The sequence below is a fragment of the Ochrobactrum sp. C6C9 genome (genome assembly GCF_022627935.1).
Classification (GTDB): Bacteria; Pseudomonadota; Alphaproteobacteria; order Rhizobiales; family Rhizobiaceae; genus Brucella; species Brucella teleogrylli.
The window spans coordinates 1-15,989 of sequence record NZ_JABXGB010000033.1 but is presented as its reverse complement, the minus strand read 5'-3'; the positions used below and the strand labels follow the sequence as shown (position 1 = coordinate 15,989).

Here is a 15,989-nt window from a genome sequence, read left to right as displayed (position 1 = left end):
GATGGCAGGTGGATCGCCATCGTCCGCCTTGCTATTGGTTACAAGTCAATAGATTGCATGCAAATGATTTTGCTCCTATGGTCTGATCGCATTCTGGAACCGATGCTAATTTAGTAAGTTAGCAGGCATCCTTATAACGCTGCGCTTCATCCAAAATTTTCGCTGTCGTTCGATGTGGGTAACAGAATCCGCTTTTGGGAGTTTTCAACATGAGCAATGCAAATACGCATGTCGATGCCAATGGCGAGTTCGAAGCGGCGCATGACGCCCACGATACACGCCGTCGCGTCTATGCGATTGTGGCCAGCGCCTCGGGCAATCTGGTCGAATGGTATGATTTCTATGTTTATTCGTTTGGTGCGCTTTACTTCGCGTCGCAGTTTTTCCCCGCTGAAGATCAGACCAGTCAGCTTTTGAATGCGGCTGCGATTTTCGCAGCAGGCTTTCTGATGCGCCCGATTGGCGGCTGGTTGTTCGGTCGTATCGCCGACAAGCTGGGTCGCCGCACATCGATGCTGATTTCCGTCACCATGATGTGTTTCGGCTCGTTTGCCATCGCCATCCTGCCGACCTATGCATCGATTGGCGTGCTGGCACCGGTGCTGTTGCTGATCGTGCGTCTGTTGCAGGGCCTTTCGGTCGGTGGCGAATATGGCACCACGGCAACCTATATGAGTGAAGTGGCGCTTGCAGGCCGTCGCGGCTTCTTCTCGTCGTTTCAATATGTCACGCTGATTGGTGGCCAGCTTCTGGCCGTGCTGGTGATCGTGCTTCTCCAGTTCTTGCTGACGTCTGAACAGCTTCACGCCTGGGGCTGGCGCATCCCGTTTGCAATTGGTGGTCTCGCGGCCATCGTGGCGCTCTTTTTGCGCCGCACGCTGCATGAAACGACCACGGAAGAAACCCGCAACAGCAAGGCTGCCGGCAGCTTCGCCACCATCTGGAAGCATCATCGCAAGGCGTTTCTGGTTGTTGTCGGCTTCACGGCAGGCGGTTCGCTCGCCTTCTATACGTTCACAACCTATATGCAGAAATATCTGGTCAATACGGCCGGCATGAGCAAGGAAACCGCCAGCGAAACCATGACCTTCGTGCTGCTGGCCTATATGCTCATGCAGCCGCTATTCGGCGCCTTGTCCGACAAGCTCGGCCGCAAGACCATGATGATCGGCTTTGGCGGCATCTCGATCTTGACCACGATCCCGTTGATGACATTGATTGGCTCGGTGCAGAGCTCGACCATGGCTTTCATCTATATCGTGATCGCGCTGGCCGTGGTGAGCATGTACACCTCCATCAGCGGCATCGTGAAAGCCGAGCTTTTCCCGGCGGAAGTGCGCGCCCTTGGCGTCGGTTTTTCCTACGCCATCGCCAATGCGATCTTTGGCGGCACGGCGGAATATGTCGCGCTGTGGTTCAAACAGCAGGGCATGGAAAGCGGCTTCTTCTGGTACGTGACCATCATGATGGTCATCGTGTTTGCGGTCAGCATCTTCATGCCGAACCCGCGTAAGCACGGTTATCTGCAGGGGCATGGGTCCGTCGATTAAACGGGCCGAGGTTCTCTAGGATCAAGACGCCGCCTCCGGGCGGCGTTTTTACATCTCCACGGCTTCGTCGTCTTCCGGCGACAGAAGCCGTGTCGCGCGCCATTCCGTCAGCTTTGAGTTGATCGCGTCTAGCACAAAGAAGCGCGCGGAATCCTTGTCATATCCGTCATCGCGCAGCGTATCATAATCCGTATGGGCGTGGCGCACATGCGCCACGGTGGCAAGCCAGACCGCCGTGGACGGCGGCAGCGTCTTCATATGCGGGGCGAGAGCCGCCGCTCTGATCGGTTCCGAATCCGAATAGGGAACTGCCGGAAGCAGCAATGTGAGCGATTTGGCGATTGCCTTTTGACGCGTTGTGCCCGCACGCATGGCGCTTTCCTTTCCCGCACTCGCTGTGAACGAATCCCCAGTTCCCTTTCATTCTGCCATGAAAAGCACTTGCATAGGAATGCCTTTCCATATAAACATATCTTTATATGTTTTTGAGCGGAGCCAAGGTTGTGCCGCAACGGAAGAGCTGAGGACATGGCCGGTTTGCAATTGCAACTCGATCAGATGGTGGATGTGTTGAAGGCGGTGGCAGAGCCAAGCCGTCTGCGCATTCTGGCGCTTCTGGCGCGGGGCGACCTGACAGTTTCCGATCTGACGACAATTCTCGGCCAGTCGCAGCCGCGTGTATCGCGCCATCTCAAGCTGTTGGGCGAAGCCGATCTCATCGACCGCTATCAGGAAGGGGCATGGGCCTATTTCCGGCTGGCGGATAATGCGATCAGCGGCGATCTGGCGCGTGGCTTGCTGGCGCGGCTCGACCGCTCTGATGCGCTGGTCGAGCGCGATCAGGAGCGGCTTTCGCAGGTCAAATCCAGCCGTCAGGAAAAAGCCGCGGCCTATTTCAGCGCCAATGCTGGCAGCTGGGGCGAAATCCGCAAGCTGCACGTTTCCGAAAATGCGGTCGAAACCGCCCTCAAGAAGATCGTCGGCGAAAAGCCGTTTCAGGCCATGCTCGATGTCGGGACCGGCACCGGGCGCCTGCTGGAGCTTTTCGCGCCGCTTTATGCGCGCGGTCTCGGCATCGATATCAATCGCGACATGCTGGCGGTGGCACGGGCCAATCTCGATCTTGCCGCCATCGGCAATGCTCAGGTGCGCCAAGGCGATGTTTATGCCCTGCCGGTCGAACGCGAAAGCTTCGATCTGGTGACGATCCATCAGGTGCTGCACTTTCTGGACGATCCGCTTTCGGCAATCCGTGAAGGCGCGCGTGCACTGCGCCCGGATGGTCGCTTGCTGATCGTGGATTTTGCGCCGCATACGCTCGAATTCCTGCGCGAAGACCACGCGCATTTGCGCCTTGGCTTCAGCGACGAGCAGATGCTGAGCTGGATGAAGGAAGCGGGCCTTGAGCCTGAAAAGACGCTGGAATTAAGCCCGAAAGGCGCAAGCGGTGATGAGGGGCTGACCGTCAAGCTTTGGCTTGCACGTGATCCGCGTCTTCTCATTGCCGATCCGGCAACGAATGAATCAAGCATGACGGAGACAGTGTGATGGGTTTTTATGGTCTTTCCCGCCGACCGGATGTCGGCCAGACCACCCGGGTATCGTTCGAATTCTTTCCGCCCAAATCGGAAGAAATGGAACAGCGCCTTTGGGAAACGGTCACACGGCTGGCACCGCTGCAACCGGAATTCGTCTCCGTGACCTATGGCGCGGGTGGTTCCACCCGTGAGCGAACGATACGGACGGTGGCGCGTATCCTGAAAGAAACCGACATCAAACCTGCGGCGCATCTGACCTGTGTGGATGCAACACGTGAGGAAGTCGACCGCGTGGTGCGCGAGTTCGCCGATCTTGGCGTGAGCCGCTTCGTGGCCCTGCGCGGTGATCCGGCAGCGGGGATTGGTGAAAAATATGTGCCGACAACCGGTGGTTATCTGAACGGTGCCGATCTGGTCGGCGGCCTGCGTCAGATTGCGGATTTCGACATTTCGGTTTCCGCCTATCCGGAAAAGCATCCGGAAAGCCCGGATTTCGCGACCGATATCGACATGCTGAAGCGCAAGGTCGATGCTGGCGCCACCCGCGCCATCACGCAGTTCTTCTTCGAAAACGATCTTTATGAGCGTTATGTCGAGCGCGTGCGCCGGGCGGGGATTTATATCCCGATCGTTCCGGGTGTTCTGCCGGTGCATAATTTCAAGCAAGTCAAGAATTTCTGCGCCCGTTCCGCGACGCATATTCCGGCCTGGCTGGCAGAGCGTTTCGACGGGCTGGAAAACGACCCGCAGACGCATCAGCTCGTGGCTGCGGCCATCGCCGCCGAACAGGTCATGGATCTGATCGAGCGCGGTGTGCAGGACTTCCATTTCTATACGATGAACCGTGCCGATCTGCCCTATGCGATCTGCCATATGATTGGCATTCGCCCGAAGACGGAAGCGGTGCTGGAGCCTGCCTGAAAATAAAGAAAGCCCGCCGAAATGGCGGGCTTTCTGTTTCTTGCGAGACCGGTCTATCCTCGAAACCTGTGTCGCCGTATTGGTCAAAGCATGTCTCCCAAAAGTGGGTCCCGGTTTTGGGAAAAAGACATGCTTAAAAAGTAACTTCGCGTCTGCTTTACGGTATGACGCCTGCTATCAACGCTGCAACAAATGCAAATGCTGCACAGATCATGAGGACATTCAAAGATCGTGTCAGTCCCATCGGTCTGTCTCCTTCATATGCGCCAGACAAGCGTCCGGTGCGCGCTGGTAGAGACTGGAATCTAAGCGCAAAAAGCCGAGAACAAAAGAAGATTTCGTGCTGCAACCTGGCGTGATTGGGAAAAAAACCTTCTGTTTACCACCTAAGTTATTGAAATTTTTGACCTGAAAAATCTGTTCACATTTCATGAAAAAGACACAGAACTGACAGGATTTACAGGGAAATAGCCACAATTCCCACAATCCGCTCCTACAATGCGCCTATGCGAAATCCCGCTTTTTATCAGCGGATCAAAGCCAGATAGGCGGAGAGTGTTACCACCGAAATTACCGTCGAATAGAGAATGACGTTGGAGGTGATGGCCGCCTCGCGCCGGTAATGTTCGGCGAGCATGAAAGGGCCGGTGCCCGTCGGCAAGGCGGCGAGAAGGGCGGCACTTTCCGCCATCAGCGGCGGCAATCCGAAGACATAGACCGCGAGCAGCCATGTGGCGAGCGGCTGGACGATCAGCTTGATCGACACGAGGAATGCAATGGCGTTGACGCTTTCGCGTTCGACCTTGCGCGATTGCGCGAGGAACAGGCCAAGCGCCACGAGCGCGCAGGGCGATGCTGCGCCGCCGAGCATTTTCAGGAAAGTTTCGGCGGGGGCGGGGATCGTCAGCCCGAGGAAAGAAAATATCGCGCCAAGCGCTGGTGCAAAAAGCAGCGGATTGCGGATAAGCGAACGGACGACTTTCCAGACGAGATGAAACGGCTTCTTCTCGGTTTGCAGGCCGATCTCGATCAGCACGATTGCAAAGGCGAAAGTCACGCAAACGGTGATGATGATGGAAATGGTGGTTGCGGCCAGAACGCCGGAACCGAAAGCGATCATCGACAGCGGAATGCCCATATAGCCGGTATTGGGATAGGCGGCATTGAGGCCGTCCAGCGCGGTGTCGGCAAGCGGCAGCTTTCCGCGCAGTCGCACCAGAAAGGGCAGGACGAAGGCGACGGCGCTGCTCAAGAGGAAGACGGCGATGAAGCCCGGTTGCCAGAGTTCGCTGCCATGGGTGTTGGCCATGATGTCGAACAGCAGCGCAGGCAGCGCCAGATAAACCACGAAGCGGTTCAGCTCTGCTATGGCGTGCGGTCCCAGTATTTTCAGCTTGAACGCCCCCCAGCCGGAAAAAATCAGCGCAAATACGGGCAGGACGACGATCAGGGTGGTGAGCATGAGGCAGGCATTCGCGGTCAGGGTGTCGGAAAGGAAAAGGCGCGGGGATTAGCCCGCGCCTTCATTGTGTGACTCAGAGCTTGTCCAGCAGCTCCTGGGTTGGCCAGGAATCGGCCGGCATGCCAAGCCGCATCTGTTCGGCGCGCACGGCATCGCGGGTCAGGAGACCGTAAACGCCGTCGATCTTCGCGCCCATATCATAGCCGCGCGCCTGAAGCTTGGTTTGCAGCTCCTTCATCTGGTCCTGCGTCAGACCCGGAATTGGATTGCCGGGATCGAATGCAGGTGCACCCGCGAGGCGGGTCGCAAAATAGGCGGCGGTCGTGGCGTAGACGATGGATTTGTTCCATTCGACGAAGACGTCGAAATTCGCATAGGACAGGAAGGCCGGGCCCTTGCGGCCCAGCGGCAGCAGCAGCGAGGCATCGCCGTCATCCGGCCCAAGCGGACCCTTCAGGCCGGTCACTCCCTGCGCGGCCCACCAGGAGTGCGGCTTGCGGTTGGTGCGGATGGCTTCTTCCCAAGGCAAATCCTTGGTGATGCGCACTTCTTCCAGCCACGGCTGGCCGCGTTTCCAGCCAAGTTCCGAAATCATGCGACCGGCGGTCATCATGGCGTCGGGAACGCTGTTCTTCAGATCGACCTTGCCGTCACCGTCGCCATCGACGCCGCGCTCAAGATAATCCTTGGGCAGAAGCTGCATCATGCCGATTTCGCCAGCCCATGCGCCGGTCGTGCTCGCATCGACAACGCCCGTGTCGAACAGCTTGAGCAGCGCGATCAACTGCGGACGGAAAAGGTCCGGGCGGCGACAGTCGTAGGAAAGGGTAACAAGCGCATTCAGCGTGTCGAAATCGCCCTGAATCGCGCCGTAGTCGGTTTCAAGGCCCCAGAAGGCAGCGAGAACGGGACCCGGCACGCCATAGGTGTCTTCGACTTTTTTGAAGACATCGGCATATTTAACCAGATTTTCCTGGCCTTTTTTCAGGCGCGCTTCGGAGATGAGGCGCTTGGAAAATTCGGTGAAGGTCAGGTTGAAGACGGTCTGCTTGCGATCCCGGTCGAGCACCTTCTGCTCAAGCGAGGCCTTGTGCAGCTCGCTGATACCCTTGTCGCCGACGCCAGCTTCACGCGCTTCCTTGGCCAGATTTTCGACCCACTGGCCGAGATCGGTTTCGCATTCAGGCTTGGGCATGTTCACGGCAGTTCCAGCCGGAGCCGCAGGTGCCGGAGACGCACTGGCGGTCTGCGCATGCGACACAGCGGTCGAAGCGAGCAGGGCGGCTGTCATGATGGAAGCAACAAACTTCATCGGTAACTCACACTATTTTGCAGGGCACAGGCTTGCCCTTCCGGGAATTGTTAAAGCTATTGCCCCAACAAGACCCGGAAATGAAGCAAAACTTGGTGCGATCAGCCAAACAGGCCCGTCTTAACGGCCCTTGTTGCTTTCCAGCCACTTTTTCCATGTGGCTGCGTCGCCCGCGAAGACATTGATATCCGCGTCGCCCTTGATGCCCGGAATGCTGCCCGTGCCGGTATATTGCCAGAAAGTCCACGGATGCGGGCCGTATTTTTCGTCCGGGTGGCCCGCGACCGAACGCAGCCAGAACGGATAGTCTGGAAGCTGGCGCAGGTCGTTATCGTCGAAGAAATCGACGGTCGTGTAGATGATCGGACGCTTGCCGTAATGCTTTTCGAGCGCTGAAAGGAAGATGCGCATTTCCTTGCGCACAACCGCTGCATTGGGCCGCAATTTGCAGGTCGGCGATTGCGGGTTCCATTCCATGTCGAGAACGGGCGGCAGTGCGGACGGATCGCGCGGTACGTTCTGGATGTACCAGCGTGCCTGTTCGATGGCCGGGCGGCAGAAATAATAGAAATGATAGGCGCTGCGTGGAATGCCTGCCTGACGCGTGCCGTTCCAGTGCTCGGCAAAGCGGTCATCGAGCCGGTCGCCGCCTTCCGTCGCCTTGATGAAGGCAAAGGAAATGCCGCTGGCGCGGACCGCGCTCCAGTCCACACTGGTCTGATATTTCGAAACGTCAGTGCCGTGGATCGGATAGTGCCAGGGCGTCTTGCCGGTCCAGTCATGCGGATCGCGGTCGCCGAAGCGCGGCGCCTTCACCGAACCCGATGGAGGTGGGATGCGGGCGACCGTACCGTTCTTTTTCACATCGGAAAAATCGTAATCCACTGTCGTACAGGCCGAAAGCAGAAAAACGCCCATGCAGGAGGCAAAGCAGGGGCCAAGAAAATTGCGGCTGGCCAGACGGCTCATGAGACGTTTCATGCAGGGTTTCCGGTGTCGCGAATCAGTCCCTACAACGGTTACGCGATCCGCACCCGGTCGTCACCAGCCTGTGGCGTTGTTGCTCCTAATTTTATGCAAAAGCCCGGATGACGGCGATCCACGCAAAGCCGTGATAAAGCACGCGGCGTTCCACTGTGAGGCCGCGTTCGGCAGCAAGCCGTTCGCACACGGCGAACATGTCCTGACGCGGCGTGACATGAAACCAGTCGAGCCATTTATAGAGCCCGCGCTTGAACCATCGGGGCAGGCGGCTTTGATCGCCGAAATCGACGATATGCAACTCGCCTTGTGGTGCCAGATGGCGAATGCTCTCGCGGATGACCGATTGCCATTGCGGGATCATCGATATGGCATAGGAAATGAAGATACGGTCGAAGCCTGTTTGATGGAAAAGCTGTTCGGGATCGAACTGCGCCGCATCGGCGCGTTCCAGCCGGGTGCGGCTTTCGATGCCCGCACGTTTGGCGGCACTGCGGGCCGTATCCAGCATTTCTGCTGAAATATCGATGCCATAGAGTTTTGCATCGGGGTAGTGTTCGGCCGTCTTGACGAGGTTGCGGCCCGTGCCGCAACCGATTTCCAGAACGCTGCCGCCTTCCGGCACATTGAGCGTCGCGATCATCTGGTCGCGGCCCAGCAGGTAATATTTGCGGGTCGCATCATAAAAGTGGCGCTGGCGGCGATAGACCCGGTCCATCAGCCGCGCATGACTTGCGCCCTGACTGTTGCCCTGCCTGCCTTCAGTATTTTGCAGCATGTCACGCGTCCTTCAGGACGTAAAGGTGAAAGCCGCCATAAATCGACGAGCGGTCGCGGTCATGCAATGCGCGGGATTCGTCTTCGCGGTATTCCCAGTGGTCGAGAATTTCCGGCGCGACGCGACCGGGCAGCAGGCTCGGCTCGGCGGCAGTGCGGAAAATCACGCGAGCGCCCGGTGCGGCAGTGCGTGTGATTTCGCTCCAGACGGCATTCAGCTGGCTGTCGTTCATCCAGTCTTGCGCGTCGAGAAGGATATAGCGATCCACCGATGCGGCGGGTTTGGCGGCCAGAAAGTCGGTGTAATTGGCGTTCTGCACCGTCATGCGGTCGGCGCGGGCGCGGACTGTTTCGAAATTGGCGCGCGACAGATAAGGCGGCAGCGGGCCGGTTTCTTCGTTGCCGCTATAGCCGCGTCCGAAAGCCTGCCAGGCAAAGTAGTTTTCCGTCAGCGGAAAGCCGCAGGCGAGCTTTTCAAGGCGGCTGCGCAGCACCTCGGCCATATTGCCGTTTCCGGCGGTGGCCAGCGCATCATATTGCTGGGGCGGAATGCCAAGACCGAACAGCGAGGATTTTCGTGCGGTTGCCCAGCGCACCATGCGTTTTTCGAACAAGGGCGCAAGTGCGGTGTCGAAGAAGCTGCGCTGTTCTTCCATGGTGCGCGATTTGAGAATATCGCGCGGATCAATGCCATAGAGCCGCGCCACGCGATGGCCCATGCCGATGAATACGCCGAGCAGGCCGTGACGGTAAAGATCGCGCCAGAAGATCGAAATGCGCTGGCGACCGTTCCACTTGCGCTTTTCCCAGTAAGCGCGGCTTTCGGCATCAAGATGCGGACGCACGAAGCGCTTATAGGCAGCCAGATTGGTCTTGTCGTCAGCTTTGCCATAGAAGCGGTAAAAGGCGCTGTAATCTGGCAGGTTCTTGAGCGCGGCCAGCTTCAGCCGGTTGAAGGCGACATGAGCCTCGTTGAGATCAACGGCCTCGACGCGGGCGGGATCGGCGGTGAGATAGGAAAGCGCGTTACAGCCGCCAGACGCGATAGTGACGATGCGATGACCGGGCTGAATGGCGAGGGCCGCCATGTCCACATCCGGATCTTCCCAGATTTGCGGATAGACCAGCCCCTTAAAGAGCCAGGCAAACAACCGTTCCGAAAAACCCGCGCGGGAAAGCGCATGGTTCTGAGTTACTGCACGCTTCAGAATAGTACCGTCGGCTGATTGGTCGGCCATGAATTCCCCTTTGGGACGAATCCCGTGCTTGGTTTCAAAAAAGTTAAACACTGGGCATGACATCGCTGTGACATAGGGGATTGACGGATTAATGATCGCTTCTGACTGGGAAATGCGGGATTAAGTGTCTGCAATATTGGCGTTTTATTACGGACAGTAAGACTAATTGAGAGAACCTTTCCTTTGGTCTGCCGTTTTCTTCTGTGACGGTGGGTATCGACAGGAGTTCTGTGCCTGATCCAACCGCAAAAGTGCCCGACCGGTAAGAAGCCGGATGGACACGAAGAAAGCTATGAAAAGAGCAGAGGGGTGTCTGCGCAAACTGCGCCATGCTCAACAGGGATAAGCTCGGATCGAGCAACCCACGCTAGGAAGGAGAGCCAAAATGAAGAAGTTTCTGATTACATCTGTTGCCGCTGTATCGCTTCTGGGCCTTGCCGCCTGCAACGACAAGAAGGATGACGGCGCAAGCAACGCTCCGGCACCGGCCCCGACGACGCCGGCCGCACCTTCGAACAATGATACGAACACCACGCCTGCAACACCGGCTCCGGCAAATCCGGGCACGGGTACGGGCGGTACCGGTACTGCGCCTGCTAATTAAGCCCGGGTGCTATTTTGTATCAATAAAGCGCGGGCAAGTTACGGCTGGTGAGCTGTCATAGACCCGTGTGGTAAACGTCATACGAATGGCGATCCGGGAAACTGGATCGCCATTTGTCCCAGAAGGAAGTGTAATGCATGAACGATCCCGCGGCATTTTACGGGAAAGACGGCGCGCAAGCGATTTCCGTGTTTAAACGCAGGCTATCTTCGGTTATGGCTTTGGTCATGAACCGTAACACCCTGTTTTTCGTTGCCGCCATTGTTCTGGTTGCGCTTGCTGCTTGCGGCAAGGGCAACGAGGAAAAGGCTGCCGCTCCGGCGCAGGACGGCGCTGCTGTTTCCCAGCCTGCCGCACCAGCGGAAGGCGCATCGGAAAAAGAGGGGCCAGATCTGGTCAAGGCACTGCGCGAGAACGCCGGTGTGACCACGCCCGAGGAACAGGCGGCTGCCATCGAACGCGCCCGCACCAATGCCGAATCCGCCGCAAAGGCTGTCGGGCAAAATGCCGAGCAGGCCCAAGCCGCCGGAGAAGCTGCTGCCGCGACGGCACAACGCTCCTTCAATGAACGCCAGAACGCCGTTCAATCCAATTAATTGGGAACGGCGTTCTCCTTTTTTGGTTTACACCATAACAGTTCAGGGCATTTCTTATCACAGACCGGTGATAAGCGCATATAAATCATTGTTTTTTCGACTTCGCTTCATGCAGGCGGTTTCCAGCCGCGACGGAATTTTGTAGAAAAGCCCCATGTCGATTTGGGTTCGCATCGGTGAGTTTGTGGCGTCAGTGACGTCGAACGCCATTACAGGCGTTATCGAGGCTGTGCGCACCGTTTTTGAAGGCGATGCCGATACGCGCAGGCGGGTGGCCTTCTCGATTGCCATGATCGCGCTCTCCGCAAAAATGGCGAAGGCCGACGGCGTGGTCACGCAGGACGAGATACGCGCTTTCCAGGATATTTTTGCGGTGCCGCAGGAAGAAACCGCGCATGTCGCCCGGCTTTACGATCTGGCCAAGCAGGATGTGGCGGGTTTCGAAAGCTATGCGCGCCAGCTGGCCGGACTTTGTCAGGAAGGCCAGACCGAGTGCCATCTACTGGAAGATATTCTCGACGGACTGTTTCATATCGCCAAGGCGGATGGCTATGTCCATGAAAAGGAATTGGCATTTCTAACCGAAGTCGCCGGTATTTTCGGCTTTGACGAGGTTGCCTTCGACCGCATCGCGATCCGGCATGTGCAGCGTGGCGAGGGCGATCCTTATGCCATTCTGGGTCTTGAACGCGGGGTGTCGTTCGATACTGCGCGCAGCCGCTACCGTTCGCTGGTCAAGCAGCACCATCCCGACCGGCTGGTTGCCGAAGGTTTGCCGCTCGAATTTATTGCTATTGCCAATGCGCGCCTTGCTGCCATAAACGCGGCTTGGGCGAGCATAGAAAAGCATTTGGAGGCTGCGTGATGCAGACGTCGAGCGAGGCAACCCGATTTCAGGATGAGGAATTGGCGGAACTGGCGCTGGAAAAGCCCGATTTTCCCGATGCCACGCTCGATCCTTCGCCCAATTTCGGTCCGCGCCGCGACGGCAAGACGCCGGTTTTTCTGATCCAGCATTACACCGGCCTTGCGACCGCGCAGGAGGCGATCGACATTCTGAAATCGCCCGAAATGCAGGTCTCGGCTCACTATCTCGTTCTAGAGGACGGGAAGGTGTTGCAGATGGTTTCGGAAAAGGCCCGCGCCTGGCATGCGGGCAAGAGCTTCTGGAAGGGCGAGACCGACATCAATTCGGCATCTATCGGCATCGAAATCGTCAATCCAGGCGTTCTGCAAGACTATCCGCCGTTTAAGGATGCGCAGATCGAGGCGGTGATCCGTCTCAGCCGCGATATTTGTGCACGCCACGCCATCGCGCCGGAAAACGTGCTGGCGCATTCGGACATCGCACCGGCGCGCAAGACCGATCCCGGCCAGAGCTTTCCGTGGAAACGTCTGCATGAGGCGGGTGTCGGGCATTATGTGGAGCCGACGCCGATCCGCGGCGGACGGTTTTTGGCGCGGGGCGAACAGGGGCAGCCGGTGGAGGCTTTGCAGTCGATGCTGGCGCTCTACGGCTATGGAATTGAGATCACCGGTATCTTCGATGAAGCCACGGAAATCGTGGTTAAGGCATTTCAGCGTCACTTTCGGCCACAAAATGTAGACGGTGTTGCCGATGTTTCTACCATAGATACCCTCTACAGGCTGATTTTTTCCCTGCAAAATGTTACCGCCTGATCAAGCAGTATCCATCGGGCGTCTTTCGCAATTTAATTAGAATTTCGTTCAAAATTTCAAAAATTTAGCCGAATCGCCTTTTAGACCTCGCTTAAGTGACGGGGCGTCGACTCACGTCCGATTGAGTCGGTTTTGTTACAACCTGTAAGACGATTTTACTTTTGCAACCAATCTTCGGCTGCATTTCCCCTTCAGATCATCGATCAATCCCAGCGGAAATGGGCCTCGAGAGCTCATACCGGACGGGACCCGAATAAACGGATCGTCTCCCCCCAAGACGGGCGGTCCCCCATAAGAAACGTTCCAAGACGGTAGGTTATGAAAGTAAAATTTGTTATTGTTAGCGCCCTTGTTGGCGCGATGAGTTCGTTTGGCCTGAATCCGGCGCTTAGCGCCCCTGCAAGTGAACCAACCAACCTCGCAGCACTTCTCAAGGCGCGTCAGCAGAACAAAGTTGCTGAGGCCGACAAGGCGAAGCCTTCGGTCAAAAAGGCGTCCGTCATCACCAACCGCGCAGCCCCCGCAGGCAAGGGTTCGCGTTCCGGTTCGTCCAAGTCCGGTGGTGCCAGCCGTTCGGTCAAGAGCGGCAGCGGCTACTCACAGATCATCAACCGCTACGCTTCCACTTATGGCGTGCCGTCCTCGCTCGCTCATGCGGTCGTGCGTCACGAAAGCAATTTCCAGCCGAATGTGCGCGGTGCTGCAGGCGAAATCGGCCTGATGCAGATCAAGCTCTCGACGGCGCGCGCCATGGGCTATTCCGGCTCGGCCAAGGGGCTTTATGAGCCTGCCACGAACATCCAGTACGGCATGAAATACCTCGCCATGGCCCAGAAGCTTGGCGGCGGCAGCACCTGCGGCACGATCCTGAAATACAATGCCGGTCATGGTGCAAAGCGCATGAACCCGATCTCTGCGAAATATTGCAGCTCGGTGAAGGCATATATGGCCGGACTTTAAGCATCGCTTTTGGAGTTCGCTCCAGAATTTGCGTCGGCGGTTGCGTAGAGTTTCAAGCCGTTTGATGTGAACGAAAAGCCGGTAGCGGTTTTGCTACCGGCTTTTTTGTTGCTTTTTCGGGCAGAAGCGAATTTATACGCGGTGTCAGTCGGTCGGGCAGCCGCGCTTGTCATATGCCGAAAGGCGGCAGGTGAGGAAAGTCCGGGCTCCAGGGAAACACGGTGCCGGGTAACGCCCGGCGGGGGTGACCCCAGGGATAGTGCCACAGAAAGTAAACCGCCTCGTCTTCCGTATCGTTGTGCAGAAGCTGCAACGACAGGGATGACGAGGTAAGGGTGAAAGGGTGGGGTAAGAGCCCACCGCGTCTGCAGCAATGCAGACGGCACGGTAAACCCCACCGGGAGCAAAACCGAATAGGGACGGCGCGCCGGTTCGCAAGGACCGGCAATCGGTTTCCGGATCAGTCGTCCGGGTGGGTTGCAAGAGGCGGGTGGCAACATCCGTCCCAGATGAATGGCTGCCACGTCGGGCGAAAGCCCGGCCATACAGAACCCGGCTTACAGACCGGCTGACACTTCTTCGATAGCGAAAAAGCCCGGCTTTGAGCCGGGCTTTTTGCTTGTGCGCAGTTGCTTGGGAGGCGTTGCGCGGATCCTTCATTTTAACGCGCATCTTTTCCGAAAACCGTTTCACATTTTTCGGGATGCGCTGGATTAATCAGATCGGTACGCCGGTGAAGAAGTCATAGATGAGCTTCAGGTTCAAAACGACGATGATAACGGCAGTGATGGCAGCCAGAAGCGTGACCCAGCGCGGCGCGACCAGCGAGCCCATCTTCTTCTTTTCCGCCGTGAACATGACCAGCGGAATGACCGCGAAGGGCAATTGCAGGCTGAGTACAACTTGCGACAGGATCAGGAGTTCCGTCGTGCCCTGCGAACCGTACATGATCGTCACGACGGCGGCGGGCACAATGGCCACAAAGCGGGTGATGGCGCGGCGCAGCCACGGCTTCAACCGGATACGGATAAAGCCTTCCATGACGATCTGCCCCGCCATGGTGGCGGTGATGGTCGAATTCAGGCCGCAGCACAGAAGCGCGATGGCAAAAAGCGTGGGGGCAAGCGATGATCCGAGCAGCGGGTTGAGCAGGGCATGCGCCTTGTCCAGATCTTCCACGCCGGTATTGCCGGTCGCGTTGAAGCTGGCTGCGGCGAGGATCAGGATCGATGCGTTGACCAGCAGGGCGAATGTCAGCGCGATGGTGGAATCAAGCGTCGAATAGCGGATGGCTTCGCGCTTTTCAGCGGTCGTATGCCCATAGTCGCGGGTCTGCACGATGCCCGAATGCAGATAGAGATTATGCGGCATGACCGTCGCACCGATAATGCCGAGCGCTATATAAAGCATGTCCGGGTTGCGGATGATCTCGACCGTTGGCGCAAATCCGAGAATGACCTCGTTCCATTTCGGCTGCGCCATCAGGATCTGGATCAGGAAACAGAGCGCGATGACGGCCAGAAGCGTCATGATGAGCGCCTCGACGCGGCGGAAACCCTTATTTTGCAGATAGAGCACCAAAAGCACGTCGGCGGCGGTGATAATGACACCGAGTTCGAGCGGAATGCCGAACAGAAGATTGAGGCCTATGGCCGTACCGATAACTTCGGCAAGATCGGTGGCGCAGATCGCCAGTTCCGCCAGCAGCCAGAGCGGCCAGGCGAGAAAACGGGGATAGGCATCGCGGCAGGCCTGCGCCAAATCGCGGCCAGTCGCGATTGCGAGCCGTGTGCAGAGCGCCTGCAACAAAACGGCCATCAGGTTGGACAGCAGCACGACCGACAGCAGCGCATAGCCGAAGCGGGAACCACCGGCGAGCGAGGTCGCCCAGTTGCCGGGGTCCATATAGCCGACGGCGACCAGATAGCCAGGGCCGACAAAGGCCATGGCCCTGCGAAAGCGCGACCCGGAGCGGTTGACCGCCACGGAGCGATGAACATCGGACATTGAAGCTTCGCCGCGATCCCGCCGCCAGCCTTCAAAAGTGACGTCATGACCTTCGGAGGGGCCCGCTCCATGGGGTGTCATGCTAAATACCTTTATTACCAATATGCACTTGCAAACTATTTGCATTTAATAATGGCAGACGGGTGACGCGTCAATAGGGGGAGGAGGGAGGGCAGTAGGGCAGTAGGGGAATAGGGGGATAGGGGAATAGGGGAATAGGGTAGGAACTCGTAGCCCCGAAAAAAACGCTTGCGCTGAAGAAGCGCCCGCGATCCTCTTCCCTTACTCCCTTACTCCCTTACTCCCTTACTCCCTTACTCCCTTACTCCCTTACTCCCTTACTCCCTTACTCCCTTACTCCCT

General features: G+C 57.6%; 14 protein-coding genes, 1 other RNA gene and 1 pseudogene. 9 read left to right on the top strand and 7 right to left on the bottom strand.

The annotated features are described in order from the left end of the window. The first annotated feature begins 209 nt into the window (after positions 1 to 209). On the top strand, positions 210 to 1,550 hold the full coding sequence (locus tag HWD97_RS20820) for an MFS family transporter (RefSeq protein WP_109369432.1): 1,341 nt from the start codon (positions 210 to 212) through the stop codon (positions 1,548 to 1,550). Between the two features lie 48 nt (positions 1,551 to 1,598). On the opposite strand, the gene HWD97_RS20815 is transcribed toward HWD97_RS20820, so the two are convergent. Further along, positions 1,599 to 1,922, bottom strand: a complete 324-nt coding sequence (locus HWD97_RS20815; RefSeq protein ID WP_109369431.1) for a DUF2293 domain-containing protein — start codon at positions 1,920 to 1,922, stop codon at positions 1,599 to 1,601. Positions 1,923 to 2,078: 156 nt separating this feature from the next. Here HWD97_RS20815 and HWD97_RS20810 point away from each other — a divergent pair, with 156 nt between their 5' ends. Continuing rightward, positions 2,079 to 3,098, top strand: a complete 1,020-nt coding sequence (locus HWD97_RS20810; RefSeq protein ID WP_109369430.1) for a metalloregulator ArsR/SmtB family transcription factor — start codon at positions 2,079 to 2,081, stop codon at positions 3,096 to 3,098. Then, positions 3,098 to 4,009, top strand: a complete 912-nt coding sequence (gene metF / locus HWD97_RS20805; protein WP_109369429.1) for a methylenetetrahydrofolate reductase [NAD(P)H] — start codon at positions 3,098 to 3,100, stop codon at positions 4,007 to 4,009. The genes HWD97_RS20810 and metF overlap by 1 nt, the downstream gene beginning before the upstream one ends. Positions 4,010 to 4,535: 526 nt before the next feature. Here metF and HWD97_RS20800 read toward each other — a convergent pair. The 5 genes from HWD97_RS20800 to HWD97_RS20780 form a co-directional block, all read right to left on the bottom strand. Further along, positions 4,536 to 5,471: an AEC family transporter gene (locus tag HWD97_RS20800; RefSeq protein WP_140024188.1), complete on the bottom strand. Its 936-nt coding sequence runs from the start codon at positions 5,469 to 5,471 to the stop codon at positions 4,536 to 4,538. A 73-nt stretch (positions 5,472 to 5,544) separates the two neighbouring features. Next, positions 5,545 to 6,783 (bottom strand): lytic murein transglycosylase, encoded by a 1,239-nt coding sequence (locus HWD97_RS20795; RefSeq protein WP_371835500.1) that lies wholly within the window; start codon positions 6,781 to 6,783, stop codon positions 5,545 to 5,547. A 120-nt stretch (positions 6,784 to 6,903) separates the two neighbouring features. Further along, positions 6,904 to 7,752, bottom strand: coding sequence for a GH25 family lysozyme (locus tag HWD97_RS20790; RefSeq protein ID WP_109370266.1), 849 nt, complete (start codon positions 7,750 to 7,752; stop codon positions 6,904 to 6,906). 103 nt (positions 7,753 to 7,855) lie between these two features. Then, positions 7,856 to 8,542 (bottom strand): class I SAM-dependent methyltransferase, encoded by a 687-nt coding sequence (locus tag HWD97_RS20785; protein WP_109369426.1) that lies wholly within the window; start codon positions 8,540 to 8,542, stop codon positions 7,856 to 7,858. Between the two features lies 1 nt (position 8,543). Then, complete coding sequence (locus tag HWD97_RS20780) at positions 8,544 to 9,779, bottom strand: DUF3419 family protein (protein WP_109369425.1); 1,236 nt, start codon at positions 9,777 to 9,779, stop codon at positions 8,544 to 8,546. A 385-nt stretch (positions 9,780 to 10,164) separates the two neighbouring features. On the opposite strand from HWD97_RS20780, the gene HWD97_RS20775 reads away from it, so the two are divergent. The 6 genes and pseudogenes from HWD97_RS20775 (at position 10,165) to rnpB (ending at position 14,195) form a co-directional block, all read left to right on the top strand. Then, positions 10,165 to 10,383, top strand: coding sequence for a hypothetical protein (locus HWD97_RS20775; protein ID WP_109369424.1), 219 nt, complete (start codon positions 10,165 to 10,167; stop codon positions 10,381 to 10,383). A 144-nt stretch (positions 10,384 to 10,527) separates the two neighbouring features. Next, positions 10,528 to 10,979: pseudogene (locus tag HWD97_RS20770) on the top strand (antifreeze protein). A 154-nt stretch (positions 10,980 to 11,133) separates the two neighbouring features. Next, entirely contained in the window at positions 11,134 to 11,844 is a 711-nt protein-coding gene (locus HWD97_RS20765) for a DnaJ family molecular chaperone (RefSeq protein WP_109369422.1), read from the top strand. Continuing rightward, positions 11,844 to 12,659, top strand: coding sequence for an N-acetylmuramoyl-L-alanine amidase (locus tag HWD97_RS20760; RefSeq protein WP_371835499.1), 816 nt, complete (start codon positions 11,844 to 11,846; stop codon positions 12,657 to 12,659). Before HWD97_RS20765 ends, HWD97_RS20760 begins: the two co-directional genes overlap by 1 nt. A 318-nt stretch (positions 12,660 to 12,977) precedes the next feature. After that, positions 12,978 to 13,619 (top strand): lytic transglycosylase domain-containing protein, encoded by a 642-nt coding sequence (locus HWD97_RS20755; RefSeq protein WP_109369420.1) that lies wholly within the window; start codon positions 12,978 to 12,980, stop codon positions 13,617 to 13,619. Between the two features lie 144 nt (positions 13,620 to 13,763). Then, positions 13,764 to 14,195, top strand: an RNA gene (gene rnpB / locus HWD97_RS20750) — RNase P RNA component class A. A 141-nt stretch (positions 14,196 to 14,336) separates the two neighbouring features. Here rnpB and HWD97_RS20745 read toward each other — a convergent pair. Further along, positions 14,337 to 15,707: an Nramp family divalent metal transporter gene (locus tag HWD97_RS20745; RefSeq protein WP_109369419.1), complete on the bottom strand. Its 1,371-nt coding sequence runs from the start codon at positions 15,705 to 15,707 to the stop codon at positions 14,337 to 14,339. Positions 15,708 to 15,989 lie beyond the last annotated feature (282 nt).